17 protein-coding genes are annotated in these 24,080 nt (G+C 71.9%); 6 read left to right on the forward strand and 11 right to left on the reverse strand.

From position 1 onward, the window contains the following. Window positions 1–22: 22 nt before the first annotated feature. Complete coding sequence (locus tag H9624_RS10870) at window positions 23–994, forward strand: alpha/beta hydrolase (protein WP_251839908.1); 972 nt, start codon at window positions 23–25, stop codon at window positions 992–994. A 23-nt stretch (window positions 995–1,017) separates the two neighbouring features. On the opposite strand, the gene H9624_RS10875 is transcribed toward H9624_RS10870, so the two are convergent. The 3 genes from H9624_RS10875 to H9624_RS10885 form a co-directional block, all read right to left on the reverse strand. Continuing rightward, window positions 1,018–2,664 carry an MDR family MFS transporter gene (locus H9624_RS10875; protein WP_251839909.1) on the reverse strand — a complete coding sequence of 549 codons (1,647 nt, stop codon included), beginning with the start codon at window positions 2,662–2,664 and terminating at the stop codon, window positions 1,018–1,020. After that, complete coding sequence (locus tag H9624_RS10880; protein ID WP_251839910.1) at window positions 2,664–3,119, reverse strand: MarR family winged helix-turn-helix transcriptional regulator; 456 nt, start codon at window positions 3,117–3,119, stop codon at window positions 2,664–2,666. The genes H9624_RS10875 and H9624_RS10880 overlap by 1 nt, the downstream gene beginning before the upstream one ends. A gap of 261 nt (window positions 3,120–3,380) precedes the next feature. After that, window positions 3,381–3,653: a DUF7218 family protein gene (locus tag H9624_RS10885; protein ID WP_251839911.1), complete on the reverse strand. Its 273-nt coding sequence runs from the start codon at window positions 3,651–3,653 to the stop codon at window positions 3,381–3,383. 172 nt (window positions 3,654–3,825) lie between these two features. On the opposite strand from H9624_RS10885, the gene H9624_RS10890 reads away from it, so the two are divergent. From H9624_RS10890 to H9624_RS10905, 4 genes are all read left to right on the forward strand, one after another. Further along, window positions 3,826–4,554, forward strand: a complete 729-nt coding sequence (locus tag H9624_RS10890) for an ABC transporter ATP-binding protein (RefSeq protein WP_251839912.1) — start codon at window positions 3,826–3,828, stop codon at window positions 4,552–4,554. Between the two features lie 71 nt (window positions 4,555–4,625). Beyond that, window positions 4,626–5,942: an FtsX-like permease family protein gene (locus H9624_RS10895; RefSeq protein ID WP_251839913.1), complete on the forward strand. Its 1,317-nt coding sequence runs from the start codon at window positions 4,626–4,628 to the stop codon at window positions 5,940–5,942. Further along, the gene (locus H9624_RS10900) at window positions 5,939–6,130 is read left to right on the forward strand and encodes a hypothetical protein (RefSeq protein WP_251839914.1); all 192 of its coding nucleotides are present in this window, start codon (window positions 5,939–5,941) and stop codon (window positions 6,128–6,130) included. Before H9624_RS10895 ends, H9624_RS10900 begins: the two co-directional genes overlap by 4 nt. A gap of 47 nt (window positions 6,131–6,177) precedes the next feature. Next, window positions 6,178–6,849: an SIMPL domain-containing protein gene (locus H9624_RS10905; protein ID WP_251839915.1), complete on the forward strand. Its 672-nt coding sequence runs from the start codon at window positions 6,178–6,180 to the stop codon at window positions 6,847–6,849. On the opposite strand, the gene H9624_RS10910 is transcribed toward H9624_RS10905, so the two are convergent. The 8 genes from H9624_RS10910 to H9624_RS10945 all read right to left on the reverse strand — a co-directional run bounded on the left by H9624_RS10910 (window position 6,839) and on the right by H9624_RS10945 (window position 22,203). Continuing rightward, window positions 6,839–7,381, reverse strand: coding sequence for a pyridoxamine 5'-phosphate oxidase family protein (locus H9624_RS10910; protein WP_251839916.1), 543 nt, complete (start codon window positions 7,379–7,381; stop codon window positions 6,839–6,841). The two genes, H9624_RS10905 and H9624_RS10910, sit on opposite strands and share 11 nt — an antisense overlap. A 102-nt stretch (window positions 7,382–7,483) precedes the next feature. Beyond that, window positions 7,484–15,076 (reverse strand): ThuA domain-containing protein, encoded by a 7,593-nt coding sequence (locus H9624_RS10915; RefSeq protein ID WP_251839917.1) that lies wholly within the window; start codon window positions 15,074–15,076, stop codon window positions 7,484–7,486. A gap of 72 nt (window positions 15,077–15,148) precedes the next feature. Next, window positions 15,149–16,006, reverse strand: a complete 858-nt coding sequence (locus H9624_RS10920) for a sugar phosphate isomerase/epimerase family protein (protein WP_251839918.1) — start codon at window positions 16,004–16,006, stop codon at window positions 15,149–15,151. Between the two features lie 112 nt (window positions 16,007–16,118). Then, window positions 16,119–17,366, reverse strand: a complete 1,248-nt coding sequence (locus H9624_RS10925; RefSeq protein WP_251839919.1) for a substrate-binding domain-containing protein — start codon at window positions 17,364–17,366, stop codon at window positions 16,119–16,121. A 73-nt stretch (window positions 17,367–17,439) separates the two neighbouring features. Then, entirely contained in the window at window positions 17,440–18,489 is a 1,050-nt protein-coding gene (locus tag H9624_RS10930; RefSeq protein ID WP_251839920.1) for an ABC transporter permease, read from the reverse strand. Beyond that, entirely contained in the window at window positions 18,486–19,574 is a 1,089-nt protein-coding gene (locus H9624_RS10935) for an ABC transporter permease (protein WP_251839921.1), read from the reverse strand. Before H9624_RS10935 ends, H9624_RS10930 begins: the two co-directional genes overlap by 4 nt. After that, window positions 19,571–21,046, reverse strand: coding sequence for a sugar ABC transporter ATP-binding protein (locus H9624_RS10940; protein ID WP_251839963.1), 1,476 nt, complete (start codon window positions 21,044–21,046; stop codon window positions 19,571–19,573). The genes H9624_RS10935 and H9624_RS10940 overlap by 4 nt, the downstream gene beginning before the upstream one ends. Window positions 21,047–21,069: 23 nt before the next feature. Beyond that, complete coding sequence (locus H9624_RS10945) at window positions 21,070–22,203, reverse strand: Gfo/Idh/MocA family protein (RefSeq protein ID WP_286011082.1); 1,134 nt, start codon at window positions 22,201–22,203, stop codon at window positions 21,070–21,072. Between the two features lie 232 nt (window positions 22,204–22,435). Between H9624_RS10945 and H9624_RS10950 the strand changes: the two genes are divergently transcribed. Then, window positions 22,436–24,037 carry an alpha/beta hydrolase family protein gene (locus H9624_RS10950; protein WP_251839923.1) on the forward strand — a complete coding sequence of 534 codons (1,602 nt, stop codon included), beginning with the start codon at window positions 22,436–22,438 and terminating at the stop codon, window positions 24,035–24,037. Window positions 24,038–24,080: the final 43 nt, after the last annotated feature.

Genomic DNA, 24,080 nt, shown 5'->3' on the forward strand with positions numbered 1-24,080 from the left:
AGACGCCTGCGAGGATGCGGCCATGTCCGCCCGCCTCTCCCCGCCCCTGCCCGACGCCCTCGGTGAGCCCTGGGTGCAGCGCCGCATCGCCCTGCGTCCCTCCCCCGACTACGACGGGCAGCCCGAGGCCGTCCTCGTCCACCGGCGTGAGCCGACGAGCCGGCAGGCCGTGCTCTACCTCCACGGCTTCACCGACTACTTCTTCCAGGCCGACCACGCCGAGCGGTGGGTGGCCGCCGGGCTCGACTTCTACGCGCTGGACCTGCGGATGAGCGGGCGGGCGCTCGGTGAGAAGGCCCGCGCAGGGGACGTGCGCGACCTCCACCACCACGACGAGGAGATCGGCGTCGCGCTGGACGCGATCCGCGCCGACGGGCACGAGCAGGTCGTCCTGCTCGGCCACTCCACCGGCGGTCTCATCGCGGTGAGCTGGGTCGACCGCCACCCGGGACAGGTGGACGCCGTCGTCCTCAACAGCCCGTGGCTCGAGCACAACGGGCCGTGGACGGAGCGGGTCATCCTCACCCGGGTCATCCGCCTGCTCGCCCGGTGGCTGCCGAGCGTCGTCGTCAGCCACCTGGACGAGCCGTACGGACGGTGGCTGCGCGAGCAGGGCTGGGACTACGACCTCGCGTGGAAGCCGGTCGAGGGCTTCCCGATGCGCGCGGGGATGGCCGCCAGCGTGCGCCGCGAGCACGCGCGGGTGGCGCGGGGGCTGGCGGTCGACGTGCCGGTGCTGCTGTGCTGCTCCACCCGCTCCGGCTCGCCGTCCTCGCCCACCGCGGAGGAGCTGCGCAGCGCCGACTGCGTCCTCGACGTGCGGCACATGGTGGACCGCGCCCCGCGCCTGGGCCCGGACGTCAGCGTCGTCCAGGTCCACGGCGGGGTCCACGACCTCGCCCTGTCGCCAGGACCGGCGCGCGAGGCCTACGAGAGCACCGCCATCGAGTGGGTGACGGAGCGGCTCGCGGCCTCGCGAGACGGCAGCGTCTAGCCGGCCTCGCGGGACGGCAGCGTCTAGCTGGCCCTGCGGGCCGGGCCCTCGTCGTCGCCGGTCTCGGCCGTGTCGTCGGCGGGGAGCTCGCTCTTGACGTCCTGCACGGCGCGCTTGACCTCGAGGTCCACGGTGTCGCGCAGCGTGGAGCCCTTCATGAGGATCGCGGCGACGAGGGCGATGACGGCGAGGACGCCCATGATGAGGAAGATGAGGTCCATGCCGTCGCCGTAGGCGCTGCGGACGATCGCCTCGACGTCGTCGGGCAGGGCCGCGACGTCGAGGTTACCGCCGCCCGCCAGCGAGCCCGCCGGGATGCCCGCGTCCGCGAGCCGGGACACGAGGAGGGTGGCGATGTGCGCGGAGAGCACCGCGCCGAGCACCTGGACGCCGATGGCGCCGCCGAGGGAGCGGAAGAAGGCGACAGCCGAGCTGGCAGCGCCCATGTCCTTGAGCGAGACCGTGTTCTGGACCGCGAGGACGAGGTTCTGCATCGAGGCGCCCTGGCCGATGCCCATGAGCGCCAGGTAGATGCCCAGCACCCACAGCGGCGTGGACACCCCGATCGTCGCCATGAGCGCGACGCCCACGGCCTGGATCGTGATGCCGCCGACGACGTAGCGCTTCCACGTGCCACGCGCGCTGACGAGCCGGCCGGCGATGGTCGAGGAGAGGAAGACGCCGAGCATCATCGGGACCATGAGCAGGCCCGACTCGGTGGGGCCGTAGCCCCGGCCGATCTGGAAGTACTGGCCGAGGAAGACCGGGGCGGCGAACATCACGGTGCCGACGGCGAAGCTCGCGACGATGCTCAGGGCGGTGGTGCGCTCGGTGAGGATCCACATCGGCACGACGGGCTCGGCGGCCCGCAGCTCGACGAGGACGAAGGCGACCGTCCCGAGGACCGCGCCGCCGAGCATGGCGGCGGACTGCCACGAGACCCACGCGAAGCTCGTGTCGACGAAGGACAGCCAGAGCAGGAGGAGGGTGACGGACATGACGATGAGGGCCGCGCCCCAGTAGTCGATCTTCGGCTTGCGGCGCGTGCTCGGCGGCACGTGGAGGCGCCGGTGGAGCACCCAGATCGCGATGAGCGAGAAGGGGATGGCGCTCCAGTAGCACCAGCGCCAGCCCAGCCACGGGGTGTCGACGATGACGCCGCCGATGAGCGGGCCCGACACGGTCGCCACCGCCATGACGGCGCCCATGTAGCCGTTGTACCGCCCGCGCTCACGCGGGGAGATGATCGTGGCGATCGTCGTCTGGACGAGCGCCATCTGTGCGCCCATGCCCACGCCCTGGATGACGCGGTAGGCGATGAGCGTGTTCGCGCTCTGCGCGGACCCGGCGAGCAGCGAGCCGACGCTGAAGAGCCCGATCGCGAGCAGGAGGAGCTTCTTCTTGTCGAAGAGGTCCGCGAGCTTGCCGAAGATCGGGGTGCTCGCCGTCGAGGCGAGGAGGGCCGCGGTGACGATCCACGTGTACTGCAGCTGCGTGCCGCCGAGGTCGGCGATGATGACGGGCAGCGCGTTGCCGACGATCGTGCCGGAGAGCATGGCGACGAAGAGGGCGAGCAGCAGACCGGTGAAGACCTTCATGACCTCGCGGTGCTTGGTCTCCTCCGCCTCGGTGCGGCGGGCGGGGCGGGGCATGCGGTCGGGGCGCGCCATCAGCGCGTCACCTCCTGGGTCGCGTCGAGGAAGCGGGCCACCGTGCCCAGCACGTCGGTGAGCTGGGCGACGTCGTTCTCGCTCCAGTCGGTGAGGGCGGACTCGAGGTGGCGACGGCGCAGCTCACGGATCGCCGTGAGCGCGTCCTGTCCCTTGGGCGTGAGCCGCAGGAGCGCGGCTCGCGCGTCCGCCGGGTCCTGACGGCGCTCGACGCTGCCGTCCTGCTCGAGCGGGCTCACGTGCCGGCTCACCACGGACGGGTCGACGAGCAGGTCCTCGGCCACGTCGGCGATGCGGCACTCGCCCTGGCGGGCGAGGGAGGCGAGGACGGCCACCTGGGAGGCGGGCCGGCCGGACTCCCGGGAAAGGCGGACGGTGAGGTTGCGGTGGCGACGGGTGAGGTCGGCCAGCGCGTCGATGAGGCCTTCGAGGGCGTCGTGCTGAGCTGCGGTCACGATGACCAACGATAACCCTTACATGCAGCATGCATATATCTGGGAGCATGGTGAGGTCGCCCACCCCCGGGACCAAAGCCCCTTCTCCCGACTCCATGTCGCGCCCACAGCTGAGTTGTTACGGAGCCCGGTGCTCCGGGCTGGAGTAACAGCTCAGCTCTCGGCGCAGGGGTCGGGGCGGGAGGCGTCAGGAGCGGTTGGGGTGGCAGCCGCCCGCCGGTAACAACTCAGCTGTCGGCGGAGGGTTCTTGGTCGGGGAGGTCAGTGGTTGCGGAGGGCCTTGATGAGCTCGTCCTTGTTCATGCTCGAGCGGCCCTCGATGCCGATCTCCCGCGCGCGGTCCTGGAGGTCGTCGACCGTCCAGTCCTCGTAGGAGCCGGACTGGCCGCCCTTCTCCCCCACGTCGCTGCGCGAGCTGTTCGCCGCGGCGTTGGCGATGCGGGCCGACTTCTCCTTGGAGTTGCCCTCGTCGCGGAGGGACTCGTAGAGCTCCTTGTCCTTGACGCTGGGGCCGGGGTCCTGCTTGCCGGGCATGTGCCGCCTCCTTCTCGTCGGGCCTCCAGGATCCGCCGGGGACGCGGGCCCTGCATCCGCAGCGTGTCCACCCCTCGGTGGACACGGCCTCCACCCGGGAGGGGACGGCGACGGCGCGGGATCAGTCCACCGCCCGACGCGTCGTGGGGGGTCGCGGCCGGACGCTGGAGCCATGACAGCCCACACCCCCGCCCCGCCACCACCCACCACCACCGCGGTGCCGGTCCTCAGCACCCGCGGGCTCACCAAGACCTACGGGATGACGACGGCGCTGGCCGGTGTCGACGTCGACCTCCGGGCCGGGGAGTCGGTCGCCGTCATGGGAGCCTCCGGCTCCGGCAAGACGACCCTGCTCCACTGCCTCGCCGGGATCGTGCGGCCGAGCAGCGGCCGGGTCCTGCTCGCAACGAGCCACGGCCCCGTCGTCATCAGCTCACTGTCCGACGCCGAGCGCTCCAGGCTGCGCCGCGAGCGCCTCGGCTTCGTCTTCCAGGAGGGCCTGCTCATCCCCGAGCTCACCGCCGTGGAGAACGTCGCGATGGCGCTCATGCTCCAGGGGGTCGGGCGGCCGGCGGCCGAGCACCACGCCGCCGTCTGGCTGCAGTACCTCGGCCTGGCCGGGATGGAGGAGCGCCGCATCGGCCAGCTCTCCGGCGGTCAGGCCCAGCGCGTCGCGATCGCCCGGGCGCAGGTGACCGGCGCGGAGGTCGTCTTCGCGGACGAGCCCACCGGCGCCCTGGACAGCGACACCTCCCGCGAGGTCATGCAGGCCCTGCTCCACGCCACGACCGGCGCGGGACGCACCCTCGTCGTCGTCACCCACGACGAGACGGTCGCCGCGCAGTGCTCCCGCGTCCTGCGGCTGCGGGACGGGCGCGTCGTCGGGGACGCCCGCTCATGAGCACCGTGACGGGCCCGTCCCCCGCGCCCACGCAGGCTCCGCCCCCGCCGCCGCCCGGCAGCGGCGCCGGAGTGGTAATCCCGGTCGGCCTGCTCCTCGCCCGTCGGGGCAGCGCGCGGTCGGCGGTGCTGCTCCTGCCGGTCGTCGCCTTCGCCGCGACGACGACGCTCCTCCTCGTGGTCCTCGCCGGCGCCCTGTCCTTCCGCCAGTGGGACGACAGCTACGCGCTCTCCTACCAGCTCTTCGCGGCACTCGCCGTCGTCCTGCTCGTCGTCCCGCTCGCCTCCCTCGGTGGCGCCGCGGCACGGCTCTCGGCCCGACGGCGCGACGACCGCCTCGCCACGCTGCGCCTCCTCGGGGCGACGACGGCGACGGTCGCCAGGATGACCGTGCTCGAGGCGGCGACCGTCGCGCTGACCGGCGCACTCGCCGGTGTCGTCGGGTACGTCGTCCTCGCTCCCTTCGTCCAGCTCATCCACTTCCGCGGTGAGCCGATCGGCAGCGCCTTCTGGCTGGCACCATGGCTCGTCGCCCTCGCGGTCCTCGCCGTCGTGCTCCTCGCCGCCGTGAGCGCCGTCGTCGGCCTGCGGCAGGTGAGCATCTCCCCGCTCGGGGTCCGGCGCCGGACCGACGCCCCCACGATCGGGTGGGTGCGGGCCGCCGTCAGCGTCGTCGTCATCGGCGCCGCCGCCGTCGCGATGCAGGGCAGCTATGCGGACCTCGCCGTCATGATGGCCGTCCTCCTCGGGGGCTTCGGGGGCGTGCTCGCGGTGCTCAACCTGCTCGGCCCGTGGGTGGTCGCGCGGCTCGCACGCCGCCAGCTGCGGCGGGCGCACACGCCGGCGCAGCTGCTGGCCGCCCGCAGCATGGCGCAGTCGCCCAAGGCGGTGTGGCGGCAGGTCAGCGGCGTGGTCATGGCGTGCTTCGTCGCGGTCGTGGCCGGCAGCGGCGTCGCGGTCATGGGCGTGAGCGCCGACATGAGCAGCCGGGACGACCAGATGCTCCTCGTGGACGTCCAGACGGGCATCGTCATCACGCTCGTCGCCACCTTCCTCATGGTCGCCGTGTCCGCCGGCGTCACCCAGGCCGCCGAGGTCCTCGACCGCGCCGAGCTCTACCGCAGCCTCGACCGGCTCGGGATGCCGGAGGCGACGATGGTCGCGGCCCAGCGCCGCACCGTGATGAAGCCCCTCGTCGTCGTCACGGTCATCGCGGTGGCCGCCTCGGGCACGCTCGTCCTCCCGCTCGTCGGGATCGCCGTCGTCACCGCGCCCGTCTCGGTCCTCATCACCGCGGCGAGCATCGTCGGTGGCGTGCTGCTCGTCCGACTCGGGGTCACGACGTCCCGGACCGTGCTCCGCGGCGTCCTGGCCGAGGGGAGGTCGTGATGGTCCCCGTCCCCGTCCCGCTGGAGGAGGCCGAGGTCCGGCTGCGGCGCGCGCTGGTGCTGCTGGCGCTCTTCGTCCTCGGCTGCGCGGTGGTCGCTGCCGGCGCCGCCCTGGGCCTGGGCGCGGTGTGGCAGGACGTCCACGAGTGGGTGTTCTCCCGCGTGACGGGTGACCAGCTCGGCGGGTGACAGCCCGGCGCCCCTCCACCGGCCCTCGCCGGGGTAGCGTGCGAGCCGTGAGCGACGTCGAGATCACCGTCCGCGGCTCGAGCCGCATGTTCCACCCGGCCGAGCGCGCCACCGTCCACGCCCGGATCGGCCTCGAGGGCCCGGACGCGGACCGCGTGTACGCCGCCGTCGCCGAGCAGGCGAGCCGGTTGCACACGAGCGTCACGGCACTCCACGACCCCGCGCACGGGCCGGTGACCTGGTGGTCCGCACAGGACGTCCGCACCTGGGCCCAGCGTCCGTGGAACACGGAGGGCAAGCAGCTCCCGCTCGTCCATCACGCCCGCACCGAGCTGCGCGTGAAGTTCCGCGACTTCACCCGGCTGAGCCGCTGGCTGTCCGAGGCGGCCACGGTGCCGGGGTTCGGCGTCGACCGGGTGGAGTGGGCCCTGACCGCCGCGCGCAGGCAGGAGCTCGAGCACCGCGCCCGGTCCGGGGCGGTGGAGCAGGCCCGGGTGAAGGCCGGCGCCTACGCCGCGGCGCTCGGGCTCGACGGCGTCCGTGCCGTCGCGCTCGCCGACGCCGGCATGCTCGGGGACGGGCTCCACCCGGTCGACGACGGCGGCGCACCGTTCGCGCGGGCCATGGCCGCCCCGGCGGGAGACACCCTGCAGCTCGTCCCGGAGGACATCGAGATCACGGCACAGGTCGACGCCCGGTTCGTCGCGGTCAGCCCGTAGGGAGCCCGGTCGGCAGGCCGTCGATGCTCACCCGGTTCTTCTGCTGCTGGTAGTCGCGGACCGCGTCGGGGCCGCGGCTGTCCGCCCAGGCCGGCATGAGGTCGCGCTGCTCCACGTACTCGTAGAGCGGCACCCCGAAGCCGCACGAGGTCTGGACGAGGTCCACCTGCAGCTCGAAGACGTTGCGGGCACCGCTCATCGGCGGGAAGTGGGCGAGGGCCTCCTCCCAGTCCGGGTCCCCCTCGTGGATGGCACGGGCGGTGCCGTAGAGCCGCATGATGAGCGGCTTGCCCTCGAAGGAGCAGAACATCAGGGTCATCCGGGGCGAGTCGAGGATGTGGGCCGCGGTCTCGTTCCCGCTGCCCGTCCCGTTGAGCCACAGGACCCGCTGGGGGCCGAGGACCCGCAGGGAGTCCAGGCCCTTGGGCGAGACGTTGACCCGCCCGTCACGCGCCGCCGTGCCGACGAAGTACATGTGCTGGCGCTCGATGAAGGACCGGTGCTTCTCGGAGATGCTCGGGTACTGCCGCATGACGCGCAGTGTGCCAGGTCACCGGGCACCGCCCCCGAGAACACCGACAGCCGGACCCTCCCGCGGGAGGAATCCGGCTGTCGGCGCTCTTGAGGAGGTGGGTCAGGCGACCTTGGCGGTGCCGGTCACCTCCTTGGCGGCCGCTGCCGGCGCCGGCGCCTGGCCGACGGGCCGGCGGATGCCGAGGGTGTCGGTCCCGTTGCCGTCCCAGTCACCCACGTGCACCTCGTCGCCCTCGCGACCGAAGGTCAGCACGCGGTCCGCGTCCCCGCCACGCAGGGAGTTGTTGACGTGGAAGACCCGGCCACGCTGGATCGTCAGGGTGTCGGTGCCGTTGCCGTCCCAGTCACCCGCGAGGGTGACGTCGCCGGCCCGGCCGTAGGTGAACACCGTGTCGGCGTCCCCGCCACGCAGGGAGTTCTTCACGTGGTAGGTCGCGGCCCGGCGCACCGCGAAGGTGTCCGTCCCGTTGCCGTCCCAGTCACCCACGAGCACCGTGTCGGCCTCCCGGCCGTAGCGGAACACCGAGTCGGCGTCCCCACCCCGCATCGAGTTCTTCACGTGGTAGGCGTTGCCGCGGCGGACCGCGAAGGTGTCCCGGCCGTCCCCGTCCCAGTCGCCCACGAGGATCGTGTCCCCGGGCCGGCCGTAGGTGATGACGGCGTCGGCGTCCCCGCCCTGCTGGGCGTTGGACACGTGGAACACGTTGCCGCGGCGCACCGCGATCGTGTCCTTGCCGTCCCCGTCCCAGTCACCGATGAGGACCTCGTCGGCCCAGCGGCCGTACATGAAGTGCACGTCCGTGGAGCCCTGCCACGAGTTCGACAGGTGGAACTCCGCCGTCCGCCGGTCCGGCTGCGGCTCCGGCTCCGGCTCCTCCTCGAGGTCCGCGACGCGGACGTTGCGGAAGTAGACGTCGTCGCCGTTGCCGTGGTTCTGCAGCCCGATGAAGCCGGCCGTGAGGTCACGGTCGGGGTGGGTGCTGTCGAAGTCGTTGACCAGCACCTCGTTGAGGAACACCTTGATGTTCTGCCCCTCGACGACGATCTCGTAGGAGTTCCACTCCCCCGGCGGGTTGAGCGCCTCGTCGCGGGCCTCGAGGTCGGCGCTCTGGAAGGTGTAGATCGCACCGGTCGTGCGGTCGTCCTCGTCCGTCGCGTCGATCTGGATCTCGTAGCCCTCGTTGACGGCGATCCACGGGTCGTCGCCCGGGTCGGGGAAGCCGACGAAGACGCCGGAGTTGTCGTCCCCGTCCATCATCCAGTCGAGCTTGAGGCTGTAGGACCCCAGCTCCTCGGGGTACCAGAGCAGCCCCATGCCGCCTACGCTGAGCATCGAGCAGTCCTCCTGCAGCTCGAAGCTGCCGGGGCCCGCCATCCGCCACGCGTCCAGGCTCTCCTGGGTGCCGTCGAACAGGGCGCGGTAGCCCTCCTCGACCTCTCCCGGCTCGCAGGCCGGGGGCTCGGGCTCGCCACCCTCGGTGGAGAAGGTGTGCTCCCACTCGGCGGTGGCGCCCTCGGCGAGGACGTAGCCCTCGAGCGCCCGGGCGGTGACGGTGACCGTGCCGGAGCCCGGGTGGGTGCCGGCCCCCACGACCTCGCCGTCGACGACGTACTCGACGCCCTCGACCGCGGGGACCGTGTACGTGTCGTCGTCGGTGCCGTCCTCGTCGGTGAAGGTCACGGCCTGCGGAGTGACCTCCGTCGGCTCGGCGACCTCACCGGCGACCCGGAACTCGACCTCGTGGACCTCGCTCGTGTTGCCGGCCGCGTCGGTGGCCCGGAAGGCCGCCGTGTGCGCGCCGGGCTCGTCGACCGGGACCGCACCGTCGAGGGTCGTCCACTCGCCGCCGTCGAGCGAGTACTCGACCGTGTCGACACCCGAGCCCTCGCCGTCGTCGGCCTGCGCGACCAGCGAGGCGGGTGCCTCGTAGGCGGCGAAGTCGGCGCAGGCGATGGGCAGCCCGGGCGGCTCGGAGTCGTGGACCATGATCGACAGCGGCTCCTGGCGAGCGATCCAGGTCGCTGCGCCGGACCCGACGGCGGTGCCGTTGCGGTTCGGCCGGAGGTTGCCCTCGGGGTCGTTGCTCGAGGACGCCCAGATCTCGTTCGGCGGCCGCGCCGGGCCCGCGGGGTCGTGCATGTAGTGCCCCCCGTGGTCCATGCACGAGCCGTCGTGCAGGTGCGAGGCGTACTCCTGGCCGGGCAGCAGACCGGTGACACGGACGCTCACGGCGGTGCCGGTCGCGGTCTTCTCGAAGGTGGCCGTGCCGCCGATGTCGAGCGTGGTCCCAGCGCCGTGGCCCATCGGTGCGAACTCACCGATCGACCTGCCGAGCACGTTGCCCTCGACGGTCGGAGCGTCCTCGTCGACAGGCGGCTCGACGTCGCCGTCGACCACCCGGAACCAGTCGAAGCTCACGGTGGTCGGCTCGGTCTGCTCCGGGCCGATGGCGACGAGGCCGACGGCGGAGAGGTCACCCGCGTGGGTCACCGGGTCACCGAGGGGGGTCCAGCTCTCCCCGTCCTCGCTCACCCAGCCCGCGTAGCTGTCTCCGGTGCGGCTCATCCGCAGGTGCCAGTAGTCGCCCTCGGGCTCGGCGGCCAGGTCGACCGAGCGGTTGCCGCCGGCCCCGAAGGAGCCGTCGACCTCGGAGACCAGCTCCGCGCCCAGGTTGAGCGCCGATCCTGGCTCGTTGCGGGCCACGACGTCGAGCTTGACGTACTCGTCGTCGTCGCCGTACGCGAGCAGGCCCGCGTACTGCCACCGGTGGATGAGCGGCGCGTGGAAGCGCGTCTCGACCGTCCAGTCACCCTCGGGTGCCGACTGCAGGATGAAGTTCTCCGGCGAGTCGGGGTTGTCGTTGTTGATGTCACCGGGAGCGGTGACGACGTGGAGCTCCCCGTCGGCGACGGAGACGTTCTCCTCGTTGTAGCGGACCGTCGCGTCCCAGCGGCAGCCGTCGAGGGCGTCGCCCTCGAACTCGTCGCTCGGCTCACGCTCGCCGTCGTCCTCGCGGTCCGGAGTCACCCGGACGTGGTCGACGACGGCGACGCCGCCACCCGCGCCGGTGTCACCGGCGGCCACGACGCCCAGGGTGGCCTCGGGGTCGAGGACCGCCGAGCCGTCGAGCGTGGTGAACTCCTCGCCGTCGAGCGAGTACGCCGCGGTCACGTTCTCCCCGTCGCTGCTCAGGCGCAGGTGGACGGATGCCGGGGTGTCGGCCGGGAGGTTGACGTTGGCGGCGTTCTGGGTCCGCGACCCTCCGGCCTCGGTCCAGAACTCGAGGAAGCGGCTGCCGTTGTCGCTGCGGGTGAACGTCAGCTTGGTGTAGTCGTCGTCCCCGGAGTGCAGCATGAGGCCGCTGTACTGCCAGTGCCGCTCGTGGGCGAGGGTGACCTGCGTGTCGACCTGCCACTCGCCCGAGGGCACCGGCTGGCCGACGAAGCTGATCGGGCCCGTGTTGACGCCGTCGATGTCACCGGTGGTGACCGGCAGGTGCAGCGCACCGTCGGCGACCGAGACGTCACCGCGGACGGTCGACCAGCGCTGGGCGCTGAGGTCGTCGCCGTCGAACTCGTCGCTCATCGACACCGGGCACACCGGTCCCGGTCCCGGCTCGGGGTCCGGGTCGGGGCCGGGGACGACCGGGTCGTCGTCGAAGACGAAGTCGCTGAACACGACCTCGCTCGTCGCCGTCGCGTGGTGGGCGGTGACGAACAGGCCCAGGTCCTGCACCGAGGCGGCCCCGGGCAGCGTGACCGGCTGGCCGATCTGCGCGAAGTCCTCCCCGTTGGTGCTGTGGAAGGCCGTGTACTGGTCGCCGTCGCGCACGATGCGCACCCACGCCGGGTAGGCGGTGGAGCCGGCGGCCGTGGACGCGTTGAGCTGGCCGTTGCCGTTGGCCGAGCGCAGCCACTCGAAACCGCCGCTGGGACGGATGCCGAGCGCGGCGTAGCCGGCCGACTGCCCCGGTGCGGTGATGTCGTTGCGGACGATGAGGCCCGCCTTGGCGCTCCCGTGGGAGTTGCCCTGGCTGACGACCTTGACCGTGGCGGACCAGTCCTCGTCGGCGCCCGCGGGCAGGTACAGCGAGCTGTACTCGTCCGCCGCGTTCCACATGTTCGCGCCGCCGGAGGTGATGACGAAGGAGCCGTCCTCACCGCGGGAGAACTCCCCGCGGGCGTTGGTGAACTGGCTGAAGTCGCCGAAGGGCTCCCCGACGGTCACCGGGACGATCCGCGACGTCGTCGAGACGCCGTTGTCGTTGGTGGCGACGGCGGTGAGCTGGTACACCGACTCCTCGGTGACCTCCCACGTGACGCTGTAGGGCGCCTCGTCGTCGACACCGATGGACTCGTCACCGACGAAGAACTCGACCTGGGTGATCTCGTTCTCCGCGTCCGTCGCCTCCGCCGTCACGGTGATCTCACCGGGCTCGAGGGACTCCGCACCGGTGGGTGCGGTGACGGCGACGCGCGGGGTCGTCGTCGGGGACACGCCCTTGCCGTCGGCCTCGATGAAGTTGAGCCTGCGCTCGCCCTCACCGACGAAGACGACGTACAGCTCGAAGGTCTCCCCCGGGTCCGTCACGTCGACGGCGACGTCCGTGTAGCGGGACAGACCACCGGTGGAGGGGACCGCCGCCGTGGCGAGCAGCTCGCCGTCCGGTGCGCCCATCCGCAGCTCGATGTCCCCGCCGGTCGCCGAGGCGACCCGCAGGAGCAGCCGGTCGATGTTGACGAGGTTGACCGGGTCGTAGGAGGCCCAGGCGCCGTCCTGCCCGCTGATCGAGGTGCCGTGGCCCTCGACGTCGCGGGAGGCCGCGGCCGTGACGCCGTCGGACTCGGCGAAGAACTCCGCCTCGCGGATCTTGCCGAAGAGCAGCGAAGTGTCCTGGCCGGTGAGGGCGGGGACGCCGTCGCCACCGGAGTCGGTGTACCGGGCGTCGAGCACGTAGAAGACGTTCATGTCGTCGCTGTGCCCACCACCCAGGCTGGTCGCGACGGTCCCGGTGCGGCCGCGGAACGGCTCGGCCGGGTGGGAGTGCGCGTCGTGGCCGAGGGCCGGCTGGACGATGATGTCCTCGTCGGCGATCTCCTCCTCGGCGTCGGTGGCCTCGATGTCCCAGCTGATCTCGTCGCCGAAGTTGAAGAAGGCGCCGTCGGGCGGGAGGTTGAAGCTGATCTCCGGGCGGGTGTTGCCCACGGTGACGGGCACGGTGGTCGTGCCGGTCTTGCCGTGGGGGTCGGTCACCGTGAGGCGGGCGTCGTAGACGCCGTTCTCGGTGTAGGTGGTCGTGGGGCTGGCCTCGGTGGAGTCGGTCTCGCCGTCACCGTCGAAGTCCCACGCGTAGGTGAGCTCCTCGTTCTCCGGGTCGCTGCTGCCGGACCCGTCGAAGGTCACCTCCAGGGGTGCCTGTCCGCTGTCCGGCGTGGCCGTGGCGACGGCGGACGGCGAGCGGGAGCCGGAGACGTAGTCGATCCGGTGCAGGCCCGAGTCGGGGTTGTGCCGGCCGAAGCCGCCGCCCCAGTCGAGGACGTACATCGAGCCGTCCGGCCCGAACTTCGCCTCGATCGGCGCCATGAAGGGCTCGGAGGGCAGGAACTGGTTGACCTTCTCCAGGCCGGTCCCGTCCTCGGTGAGGAGCAGGGAGTACATCTTGTTGCGGGCCCACTCGAAGAAGAAGGGCTGGCCGTCGAAGGCCGGCGGGAACTTCGTGTCGGAGTCGAGCTCGGGGTCGTAGTGGTAGAAGGGGCCGCCCATGGGCGCCAGCCCGCCACCCTGCGTGACGATCTCCGGGTGCGAGGCGCGCTGGTAGCCGTACCACATGTCGGGTGCGACGGCGGCGGGCAGCTCGGTGAGGCCGGTGTTGTGGATCGAGTCGTTGACCGGGTTCTCGCAGTCGAAGTACTCGCCCACGGTCACCGGGTTGGTCCGGTAGTCGACGTCCCGGAAGGGCTCGTTGTCGCCCATGCACAGCGGCCAGCCGTAGAAGCCGGGCTCCTCGACGAGCATCCACTCCGCGATGCCCGCCGGCCCGCGGTTGGGGTTGTCGTTGCCGTTGTCCGGGGAGTAGTCGGCGAGGGAGAGGTTGCCGGTCTCCTCGTCGATCGCGAACTGGAAGGGGTTGCGGAAGCCCATCGCGTAGATCTCGGGCAGCGTCTTGTCCTCGGTGTCCTCGGACTCGTCGAACATGTTGCCCTCGGGGATCGCGTACGTGCTGCCGATCCCCGGCTCCGCGTCGGCAGCGATGTCCTCCAGCGGCGTGATGCGCAGGATCTTGCCGCGCAGGTCGTTGCTGTTGGCGGAGGTGGCCCGGGCGTCGTGGAACTGGCCGTCGCGCTCGGAGAGCGGCGCGTAGCCGCCCGAGGGCTCGGAGTGCGGGTTCACGTCGTCACCGACGCCGAGGTAGAGGTTGCCGTCCGCGTCGATCTCGACGACGCCGCCCGTGTGGCCGGGCTCGTCCGGCAGGCGCCGGGCCGGGACCTCGAGGATGACGCGCTCGGTGTCCGGCTCGATGATGCCCGTCTCGTGGTCCATGGTGAACCGGGAGAGCTGGCTGAAGAAGTTCGCGGGGTCGGTGTCGTCCTCGCTCGCGGGCGAGTAGTACAGGTAGAGGTGGCCGCTCTCGGCGAAGTCCGGGGCCAGCGCGATGCCGAGCAGCCCGTCCTCACCGCCGGAGTAGACGTCCAGCTCGAGCGCCGTCGTCGTCGTGTGCGTCTCGGGGTCGTAGACCCGGACCTGCCCACGGACGAGCTCGGTGAAGAAGACGCGGCCGTCGTCGGCGATGTCCATGCCGAAGGGGGCGGAGGTGTTCTGGTCGAGCGCGACCCGCTCGTACATGTCCCAGTTCGTGCCGCCGCAGTCACCCTCGGCGAGTCCGGCGGCCCACTCGACGCCACCGAGGATGTGGCCGAGCAGCTCGGGCTCCTCGAAGTGGGAGGGGAAGTGCCCCATGCCGGTCACCCAGGCGCGACCGCCGTCGTAGAGCTTGCACCACGAGATCGGGTGGTCGTAGCCCATGCGGTTGCCGCCGGGCTCGTAGGTCGACTCGTCCATCGTGGCGAGCACGTGGGCCTCGCCGCGGACGTTGGCGGAGTAGTTGTACCACTCGTCCGCGCGCTCCCAGCGCTGCGGGAGGTGGTCGGTCGAGGGGTGAGACTGGTCCTCCACCCGCACGGTGCCGGTGAGGCCCGGGTCGGTACCGGTCGCGGCGTGGCCGGGCATGAGCGCGCCGACGAGCTCGTCCCACCAGTCGTAGTCGCCGCGCATGTCGGTGGCGTTGTGGATGGCGACGATGCCGCCGCCCGCCTGCTGGTAGCCCTCCAGGGCCTCCTTCTCGTCCGCGGTCCACGGGTCGCCGGAGGTCTGGAACATGACGAGGGCGTCGAACTGTGCGAGGTCCTCGTCGGTGAAGATCGAGGAGTCCTCGGTCCACACGGACCCGATGCCGGCCTCCTCGAAGGAGTCCATGAGCAGGGGCGTGCCCTGCTCGATGGTGTCGCCGTGGCGCCAGGCCGCGGTCTCGGTGAAGACGAGGACGTTCGCCCGGTCGCCCTCCCGCGTGTCGATGATGTCGTGCTCTGGCTCGACGACGGCGGACGCCGGCATCGCGGTGAGCAGGGACAGGCCCAACGCACTCACCGCGACCGACGCCACCGGCCGTCCCCAGCCGGGACGTGAGGTGCTCATGAGACGAATTCCTCCATTGGATCGCGCATCTGCTTGCTTCTTCGCCGCCCGACAGTGGACGGTTGACCCCCGTCAGCTCCTGCGCATCAACCCCTTCAGGTGGGCCAGACCGTCGACGGCGATGGCGTCCTGGGTGGCCGCGAGCGGCCGCCAGATGGACGCGGCCGTCGCGATGGTCGCGTTCTCGGCCGTGAAGGACTCGATGCACAGGGGGCCCGCGTAGCCGGCGTCGTCGAGCGCGGTGAGGATGTCGCGCCAGGGCAGGTGGTCGGCGCCGGGGGCGCCGCGGTCGTTCGCGCACACCTGGACGTGGGCGATGCGGGAGCCGGCCCGGCGGATCGCGGCGGGCACGTCCCGCTCCTCGATGTTGAGGTGGTAGACGTCGAGGAGGATGCCGACGTCGGGCACCGGGGCGAGCGCCTCCAGTGCCTGGTCGACCGTGTTGATCAGCGAGGTCTCGTACCGGTTGAGGGGCTCGACGGCGATCCGCACCCCGGCCTGCACGCCGTGCTCGGCCACGGGGGCCAGGTGCTCGGCGAGCTCGGCGTAGCAGCGGCGCCGCTCGTCGTCGTCCATCCGCCACGTGCGCCCCACGGAGGCGTAGGCGGGCCCGGCGATGACCGGGGAGCCGACGGCGTGGGCGGCGTCGATGACGCCCCGCAGGTAGTCCTGGGTGCGGCGCACGGTCGCGTCGTCGGTGGCGACGAGCTCGCTGCCCTCGCCCATGACGAGGGTGACGGTCGCGCCGAGGCCGAGGTCCGCGAGCAGGGTCGCGGCGCCGGCCGGGTCCCAGTCGCCCAGGTGCTCGACCGGGAGCTCGACGAGGTCGAAGCCCCAGTCCTTGATCTGCGGCGCGAGGCGGCGCAGGGAGTCGTCGGTGAGCGGGGAGGTCCACACCCAGGTGTTCACGCCGATCTGGCGAGACGTCATCGTCCATCCTTCGTCGGGCCGGGCGCCTGTGCCCGGCGGGACGCCGGGGGGGGCGGGGCCCGGGCGGGCCGCCGTGGGCCACCGGGGGGCGGCGCCCCACGGCGGGGTCGTGCTAGTTGCCCTGCCAGGCCTCGGGGAAGCCGGGGAGGTCCTCGCCGCCGAACTTGGCGTAGTGCAGCGAGGGCATGTCGGCGTTCCGCTCGAGGTAGTCGTCGAGGTCGGCGTCGGTGATCGGCTCCTGCGGGAGCACCCACTCGGCCGGGACCTCCTCGCCGGCCCAGATCATCTGGGCGGCCAGGACGGGCGTGCGCCACTGGAAGTTGGAGTAGCTCAGGCCGATGGCCGTCATCCCCGTCTCCTTCCACTTGCGCATGAAGCTCAGCTCGTCCTCACCGACGAAGACGGGGTAGTCCACGCCCATGTCCTCGAAGGCCTCGACGGCGGCGACGGCGCCGTCACCGGCGTCCATCCAGATGCCGTCGACGTCCCCGCGCTGGAGGTACTGGGTGACGATGTCCTTGATCGCAGCGGCGTCGCCACCGGTGAACTCCTGGCCCACCACCTCGATGTCGTTCTGCGAGAAGATGTCGTTCGCCGCGCCCCAGCGGTGCTCGAGGACGTCGACGCCCGGGAGGATCCGCAGCGCCAGGACCTTCGAGCCGGGCTCGAGGTTGTCGACGAGGAACTCCGCGCCGCTCGCGCCGTAGGCGTAGCCGCCGATCGGGTGGATGAAGGTGACGGCGCAGTCGGTGTTGACCCCGCGGTCGAAGACGATGACGGGGGCGCCGCTCGCGCACGCCGCCTCGACGGCGGGGGTGAGGGTCGCCGTCGTCGACGGGGAGATGATGATCGCGCCGCAGTCGCCGTCGGAGACGAAGGACTCGATGTCGGAGATCTGCTTGTTGTCGTCGTCGCCGGCGTCGGCGACGCGGAACTCACCGATGACGCCCTCCTCCTGGAGGACCTCCACCTGCTGCTGCATGGTGGTCCACCCGGTGACGCGCCACGGGTTGGAGATCGAGGCGTTGGAGAAGCACAGCGTCTGGGCGCCGTCGGCGGCGAACTCGGAGGTGTCGACCATCTCGATGGGCTCGATCATCTGCAGCCACGGGGTGGCGGGGTCGCCCTCGGGCTCCATGTCGCGCTGGGCGAGCTCGCGCTCATAGTCCGCGCGGACGAAGAACTCGCCCTCGGGGGTACCGCCCTCCTCGCCGGTGCCGTCACCGGCGTCGTCGCCGGCGTCCTGGGAGGCGGCGGTCGTGGGGTCCGCGGACTCGGACGGGGTGTCGGTGGTGCAGGCCGTGAGGACGAGGCCCAGGCCGAGGACGCCTGCGGTGAGGCGGAGCGTGGTGTGCTTCATCAGTACCCTCCTTGGTAGCGATGCGGGGTCGGTAGGTCGTGGGTCGGGCGTGCGGACGGGACTGCGGCTCAGCTCATGCGGCTCCCACGGGCTGGGGCTCGGCCGGGGTCTGCGGGGCGGTCGTGCGGCTGCCGCGGCGCATGCGGGACTGGTTCGCCGCGAAGGCGACGGCGGCGATGATGATGACGCCCTGGATGGTGGGGTTGAGGGTCGAGGGCATGTCGAGCTGGACGAGCAGCCGCTCGAGCAGCTGGTAGGTGAGCGCACCGGCGATCGCCCCGACGATCCACCCGCGCCCTCCGCCGAGGAGCACACCACCGAGGACGACGGCGGTGATCGCGGTGAACTCCATGCCCTGGCCCACCTGGGCGGTGACGCCGGCGAAGCCGCCGACGAGGATGCCCGCGACCGTGGCGAAGAGGGCGGACAGGACGAAGGCCCCGGTGCGCACGATCCACACGCGGCCGCCGGCGAAGGTGGCGGCGGTGTCGTTGTCGCCCGTCGCGACGAGCACCCGCCCGTAGGAGGACCTCATGACGAGGATCCCGACGACGGCGAGCGCCACCATGATGAGCAGCGCGTAGGGCAGCTGGCGCAGGACGGGCATGTCGATGCCCATGCGGCCCCACTGGCGGAAGGTCTCCGACAGCGCGCCGGTGGGCGCGCCGCCGGTCCACAGCCGGATGGCGCCGTAGAGGACGAGCATCGTGCCGAGGGTGGTGATGAAGGACGGGACCCGCAGCAGGGTGGTGACGAGGCCGTTGACGAGGCCGACGAGCAGCCCGAAGCCGATCATGAGCGCGATGACCGGCCAGGTGCGGTCCTCCTCGCCGTTGATGAGCTTGGCGGCGATGACCACCTGCGCCCCCACGAGGCTGCCGACGGAGAGGTCGAACTCACCGGAGACGATGACGAAGTACTGGCCGATGGCGAGGACGACGAGCGGCGCCGCGTTGCGCAGGAAGGCCATGAGCGACGGCGGCTCGTAGAAGCCCGGGTTGAGCACGAGCATGACGACGACGAGGAAGGCCAGCACGACGAGCACCGGCCCGCTGCCGTTGTGCCGCAGCTGGGTGAGGACGGAGGGCCGCGCGGGGCGGGCAGCCTCGGTACGGCTGGTCACGAGTGGCCCCCTTCGGTCGCCGGTGCCGGTCTCGCGCGGCGGGACGTCGCGTCCCGGAAGCGGGCCCTGGCCTTCTTCGGGTCGATCTGCCGGCGGGCGTACATGGCGACGGCCGCGATGATGATCGTGCCGCGCAGCACGTCGCGGAAGAACGGGTTGATCTGCAGCGAGTTGAACAGGCTGTCGAGGACGCCGAGGATGAGGACGGCGGCGATCGTGCCGCCGATCCCGCCCCGGCCACCGAGGAGCAGCGTGCCGCCCAGGACGACGGCGGCGATGGAGTCGAGGTCGTAGCCCGCGCCGTAGATCTGGGCGCCGACGCCCGTGCTGAACCGGGCGGCGAGCAGCAGGCCGGCCAGTCCGGCCATCGTCGAGCACATGACGTGCGCGATGACGAGGGTGCGGTCGGTGCGGATGCCCGAGAGCCGGGCGACGTCGATGTTGCCGCCGACGGCGAACATGCTGTGGCCCAGCCGCGTGCGGTGGAGCATGAGGACGCCCACGCCGGCGATGACGAGCATGATGACGGCCGACAGCGGCAGGATCCCGATGCGCGTGTAGCCGAAGCCCTGGAAGGACGTGGGCACCGCGCCGGACGGGCCGGGGTAGCGGGTGTCGAGGAAGCCCTTGATGATGAGGCCCGAGCCGAGCGTCGTGATGAACGCGTGGACGCCGAGCTTGGTGGTGACGATCCCGTTGAACAGGCCGACGGCGGCCGAGACGCCCAGCGCCGCGGCGACACCGAGGAGCACCCGTGACTCGTCACCGTCCATGACGACAGCGGCGACGAGGCTGCTGAGGGCCGCCACGTACCCGACCGACAGGTCCAGGGAGCGGCACAGGATGACGAGGGTCTGCCCGATGGCGATGAAGCCGAGCAGGCTGGAGCGGGTGAGGATGTCGATGATCGAGCCACCGCTGAACAGGTTGTCCCCGCGCATGGCGAGGAGCACGCCGGCGACGACGAGCAGGATCAGCAGGGCGACGTAGATGAGCGGGACCGAGCGCAGCGGGGAGCGCCGGGCGGGAGAGGTGCGGGCGGGGCTGCTCGGTGCGGCTCCGACCTCGGGGGTGGCGGTCATCATGCGCTCTCCTCCAACGCGTCGTGGCGGGTGGCCAGGGCCATGACGGCCTCCTCGTCGCAGCCGCCGGGCAGCTCGCCGCTGATCTCACCGTCGTGGAGCACGATGATCCGGTCGGCCATGCCGATGACCTCCGGCAGCTCGGAGGAGATGAGGACGATGGCCACGCCCTCGGCGGCGAGGTCACGCATGAGCTCGTAGACGGCCCGCTTGGCCCCGACGTCGATGCCGCGGGTGGGCTCGTCCATGACGATGACGCCGGGGTCGGTGACGAGCCACTTGGCCAGGACGACCTTCTGCTGGTTGCCGCCGGACAGGAAGCGGACCTCGTGGCTGCCGCTGCGGGCGGCGAGCTCGAGGGAGGAGAGGATCTCGGGGACCCGGCGGGCCCGGCGCGCGGCCTGACGGGGGACGACGGCATCGAGCACGAGGCGGGCGTTGGCGGCGACGGACTGGTTGAGGGCCAGGCCCTCGGCCTTGCGGTCCTCGGTGACGAGGGCCAGGCCCGAGCGCACGGCGTCGCGAGGGGAGCGCGGGTCCACGCGCTTGCCGTCGACGTGCACCTCGCCGCTGCGGAAGCGCTCGACGCCGAAGAGGCCGTGGGCGATCTCGGTGCGCCCGCTGCCCTGGAGGCCGGCGAGGGCGACGATCTCCCCCGCGCGGACCTCGAAGCTGATGTCGCGGACCATGTCGTTGCCCACGCCGCGCACGGCCAGACGGACGTCACCCTTGCGGGTGCCCTCCCGCGGCTCGGGGAACAGGGCGCTGATCGAACGGCCGACCATCTTCCGGACGAGCTCGTCGGAGGTGATGCTCGCGGTCTCGACCGTGTCGACGAGACTGCCGTCCTTGAGGATGGTGATCCGGTCGCAGAGGTCGAAGATCTCCTTGAGCCGGTGCGAGACGTACAGGACGGCGACGCCGCGGTCCTGCAGACGGCGCACGAGGCGGTAGAGGAGCTCGACCTCGTGGTCCGCGAGCGCCGCGGTGGGCTCGTCCATCGAGATGATCCGGGCGTCGAAGGACATCGCCTTGACGATCTCGACGACCTGCTGCTCGGCGACGGACAGCGCGCGGACCTTGACGTCCGGGGCGATGGTGTCCACGCCGAGGTCCGCGAGGAGGGCGGCGGTGTCGCGCACCATCTGGGCGCGGTCGACCAGGCCGCGGCGGCGTGGCTCGCGGCCGAGGTAGACGTTCTCGGCGACGGTCCGCTCGGGCAGGAGGTTGAACTCCTGGAAGACGGTGGTGACGCCGGCGGCCTGTGCCTCGAGCGGGTGGGCGAAGGTGACGGGCGCGCCGTCGAGCTCGATGGTGCCGGTGTCGGCGGGCTGCACCCCGGCGAGGATCTTCATGAGCGTCGACTTGCCCGCGCCGTTCTCCCCGACGAGGGCGTGGACCTCCCCCGCGCGGACCTCGAGGTCGATGCCGGTGAGGACCTGCACCCCGAAGAAGGACTTGGTGATGCCGCGCATCCGGAGGAGCGGCGCGTCCGCGCTCACCGTCCGACCTCGACCCAGGTCCGGGAGGCGGCGGAGCGGACGACGGCGTCGGCCAGCAGGGTGGCGCGCAGCCCGTCGTCGAAGGTCGGCAGCCCGTCGACGGACTCGCCGGCGATGGTGCGGGCGGTGTCCGCGACGAAGCTGGAGAAGCACTCCTGGTAGCCCTGCGGGTGCCCGGCGGGCACGCGGGCGTACTGCGCGGCGGGGCCGGAGAGGGTGTCGGGGTCACGCACGAGCAGGCGTGAGCCGTCGCGGGCGCCGTGCCACAGCTTCTCCGACTCCTCCTGGTCGAAGGCGATGGTCGAGGAGGCCCCGGAGACCTCGAGGAACAGGCGGTTCTTCCGGCCGGGTGAGACCTGGGAGATGGTGGCCGTGCCGACGACCCCCTTCTCGGTCTCGAGCTGGAGGGCGACGAGGTCCTCGGTGTCGACCGTCGCCCGGTCCGTGCCTCGCTCGGCGTTGACGGTGGCGCTGGTCGCGCTGACGGCGGAGATGCGGTCCCCGGTGACGAACTCGAGGAGGTCGCACCAGTGGGAGCCGATGTCCCCGAAGGCGCGGGTCGCCCCGCCGAGGCGGGCGTCGACCCGCCAGTTGTCGTCCTCCGGCCCGGCGAGCCAGTCCTGGAGGTAGGAGCCGTGGGCGAGGACGACACGGCCGAGCTCGCCGCGCCGGACCATCTCGCGGGCCTCGCGGACCATCGGGTGGAAGCGGTAGACGAAGGGCACCGCGCCGACGAGACCGGCAGCCGCGGCGGCCTCGCGCATCTGCGCGGCGTCCTCCGGGGTGGTGGCGAGCGGCTTCTCGCACACGACGTGCTTGCCGGCGGCGAGCGCTCGCATGGTCAGCTCGTGGTGCAGGTAGTTGGGCGTGCAGACGTGGATGACGTCGACGTCGTCGGAGGCGAGGAGCTCGTCGACGTCGCTGAACAGTCGCGTGGCGAGGAGCTCGTCGGCGGCCTGCGCGGAGCGCCCCTCGCTGCTCGCCACCACCCCGACGACCTCTCCGCCGTTCACCCGCACGGCGCGCGCGTGCACGCCGCCCATGAATCCGGCTCCGACAATTCCTGCGCGGTAGCTGCCAACGCTGGCAGCCTCGCGTCCCCGGTCTGCTGTGACCCCCGTAACAGGCATGGCTAGGACCGTACGGAGGACTTAGGTCACATGTCAAGCAAAAGCCGCAATATCAACATCGGACATGTGGTCGACAATTACGTCAGGCCATCCGACAAAAGTCCGGGTCCGCTCGCCCCACCGGCCGGCCCGACACATACTGCGGCGCAGCGCTCATCGACCGTGCGCGCGAGCCGATCATCCGAGGGGATGGCCGACCCGCCCCGGGTCGTCGTCCCTCACACCATCGGGAGTGCCTGTGTACCGCCGTCTCGTCCGCGCCGCCGTCGTCGGACTCGCCGCGATCGGGCTGGTGGCGGCCGGCGCCCTCGCGCCCGCGTCGGCCGACTCCACCGGCGGCTCGGGGGGCTCGCGGACCAACCGGCTCGACGTCCCGTTCACCTCCAGCGGCTACCGGTCGAGCTACCACATCTTCGCCGCGGGCCTGGACTGGTCACGCCCCGTGGGCCTGCTCGTCTACACCGACGGCTCGGGCGGTCTGGGGCTGGACCAGCCGAACAGCGACTTCCTCCTGGACGCCGACGGCAGCAAGGGCCTGGTCGCCGTCGCGCGGAAGCACAACATGCTCCTCGTGACCCCCGAGGCCCCCGGGCCGGACTGCGACGACTCCGACAACTGCTGGTACGACGTCGCGCACGCCCCGGGCAAGGCGCGCTGGTCCTCCGACCTCCTCGCCCGGGTGAAGTCCCAGTACGACATCGACCTCGATCGCGTCGTCATCGCCGGCTACTCCTCCGGCGCGCAGTGGGCCACCCGCTTCTTCCTGCCCGCCCACGGCGAGGCGCACTCGGTCGACCTCGCGATCGCCATCTCCTACGGCGGCTCGCCCGTGGGCACCGCCCGGTTCTCGCCCGGCTACAAGGCCTCGACCGTCGTCTCCTTCGACACCGGGACGGCGGACGAGGACGGGTACACGACCAAGCCGTGGGGCGCCCGCGGCGGGTACAGCTGGTACACCCGCAACGGCTTCACCACGGACGCGACGTGGGTGGCCCGCGAGGACCACTACCGCTGGGGCCAGTTCGCCCCGATCGTCGACCGCGAGATCCGGCAGCACCTGGGCGGCGCGCCCAGGCCGAGCACCCCGAAGGTGCGCGCGATCCCGGCCGAGGACGGCAGCAGCACGCGTGACATCGTCGACGGCGGGATCGGTGGCCAGGGCAACGTCTACCATCTGGCCGACAGCTTCTCGGGCAGCGCCCGGTACGTCTTCCAGTACGGCAACACCGGCGGGCGCAGCTACGTCGGCGACTGGGACGGCGACGGCCGGGACTCCCTCGCCTACCGGGTGGGCAAGACCTTCTTCATCCGCGACATCACCAGCGCCGGCGCCCCCACGCGGGCGATCGACTACGGCCGTGCCGGGGACGCCGTCCACGTGGGCGACTGGGACGGCGACGGCGTGGACACCTTCACCGTGCGCCGCGGCCAGACGTACCACGTGAAGAACTCCGTCCAGGGCGGGGACGCGGACCACGTCATCCACTACGGCCGCGAGCAGGACACCATCCTCGTCGGCGACTGGGACGGCAACGGCCGCGACACCTTCGCCGTGCGCCGCGGCAAGATCTACCACCTGAAGAACGCCATCCGCGGCGGGGACGCCGACCACGTCGTCAGCTACGGACGGGCCGACGACGACGTGTACGTCGGGGACTGGGACGGCGACAGCCGCGACACCCTCACGGTCCGCCGCGAGCGCACCTACTACGTGAAGAACGCGATCCGCGGCGGGGACGCGGACGTCGTCCTGAAGTACGGCCGCGACGAGGACACCACGCTCGTGGGCGACTGGAACGGCGACGGCAAGGACACCCTCGGCATCCGCCGCTGAACGAGAACGGTGACTCCGTCGCGACCCTCGGCTCACCCGAGGT

Origin of the sequence: Oceanitalea stevensii (assembly GCF_014837105.1) — a bacterium.
Taxonomy (GTDB): domain Bacteria; phylum Actinomycetota; class Actinomycetes; order Actinomycetales; family Actinomycetaceae; genus Oceanitalea; species Oceanitalea stevensii.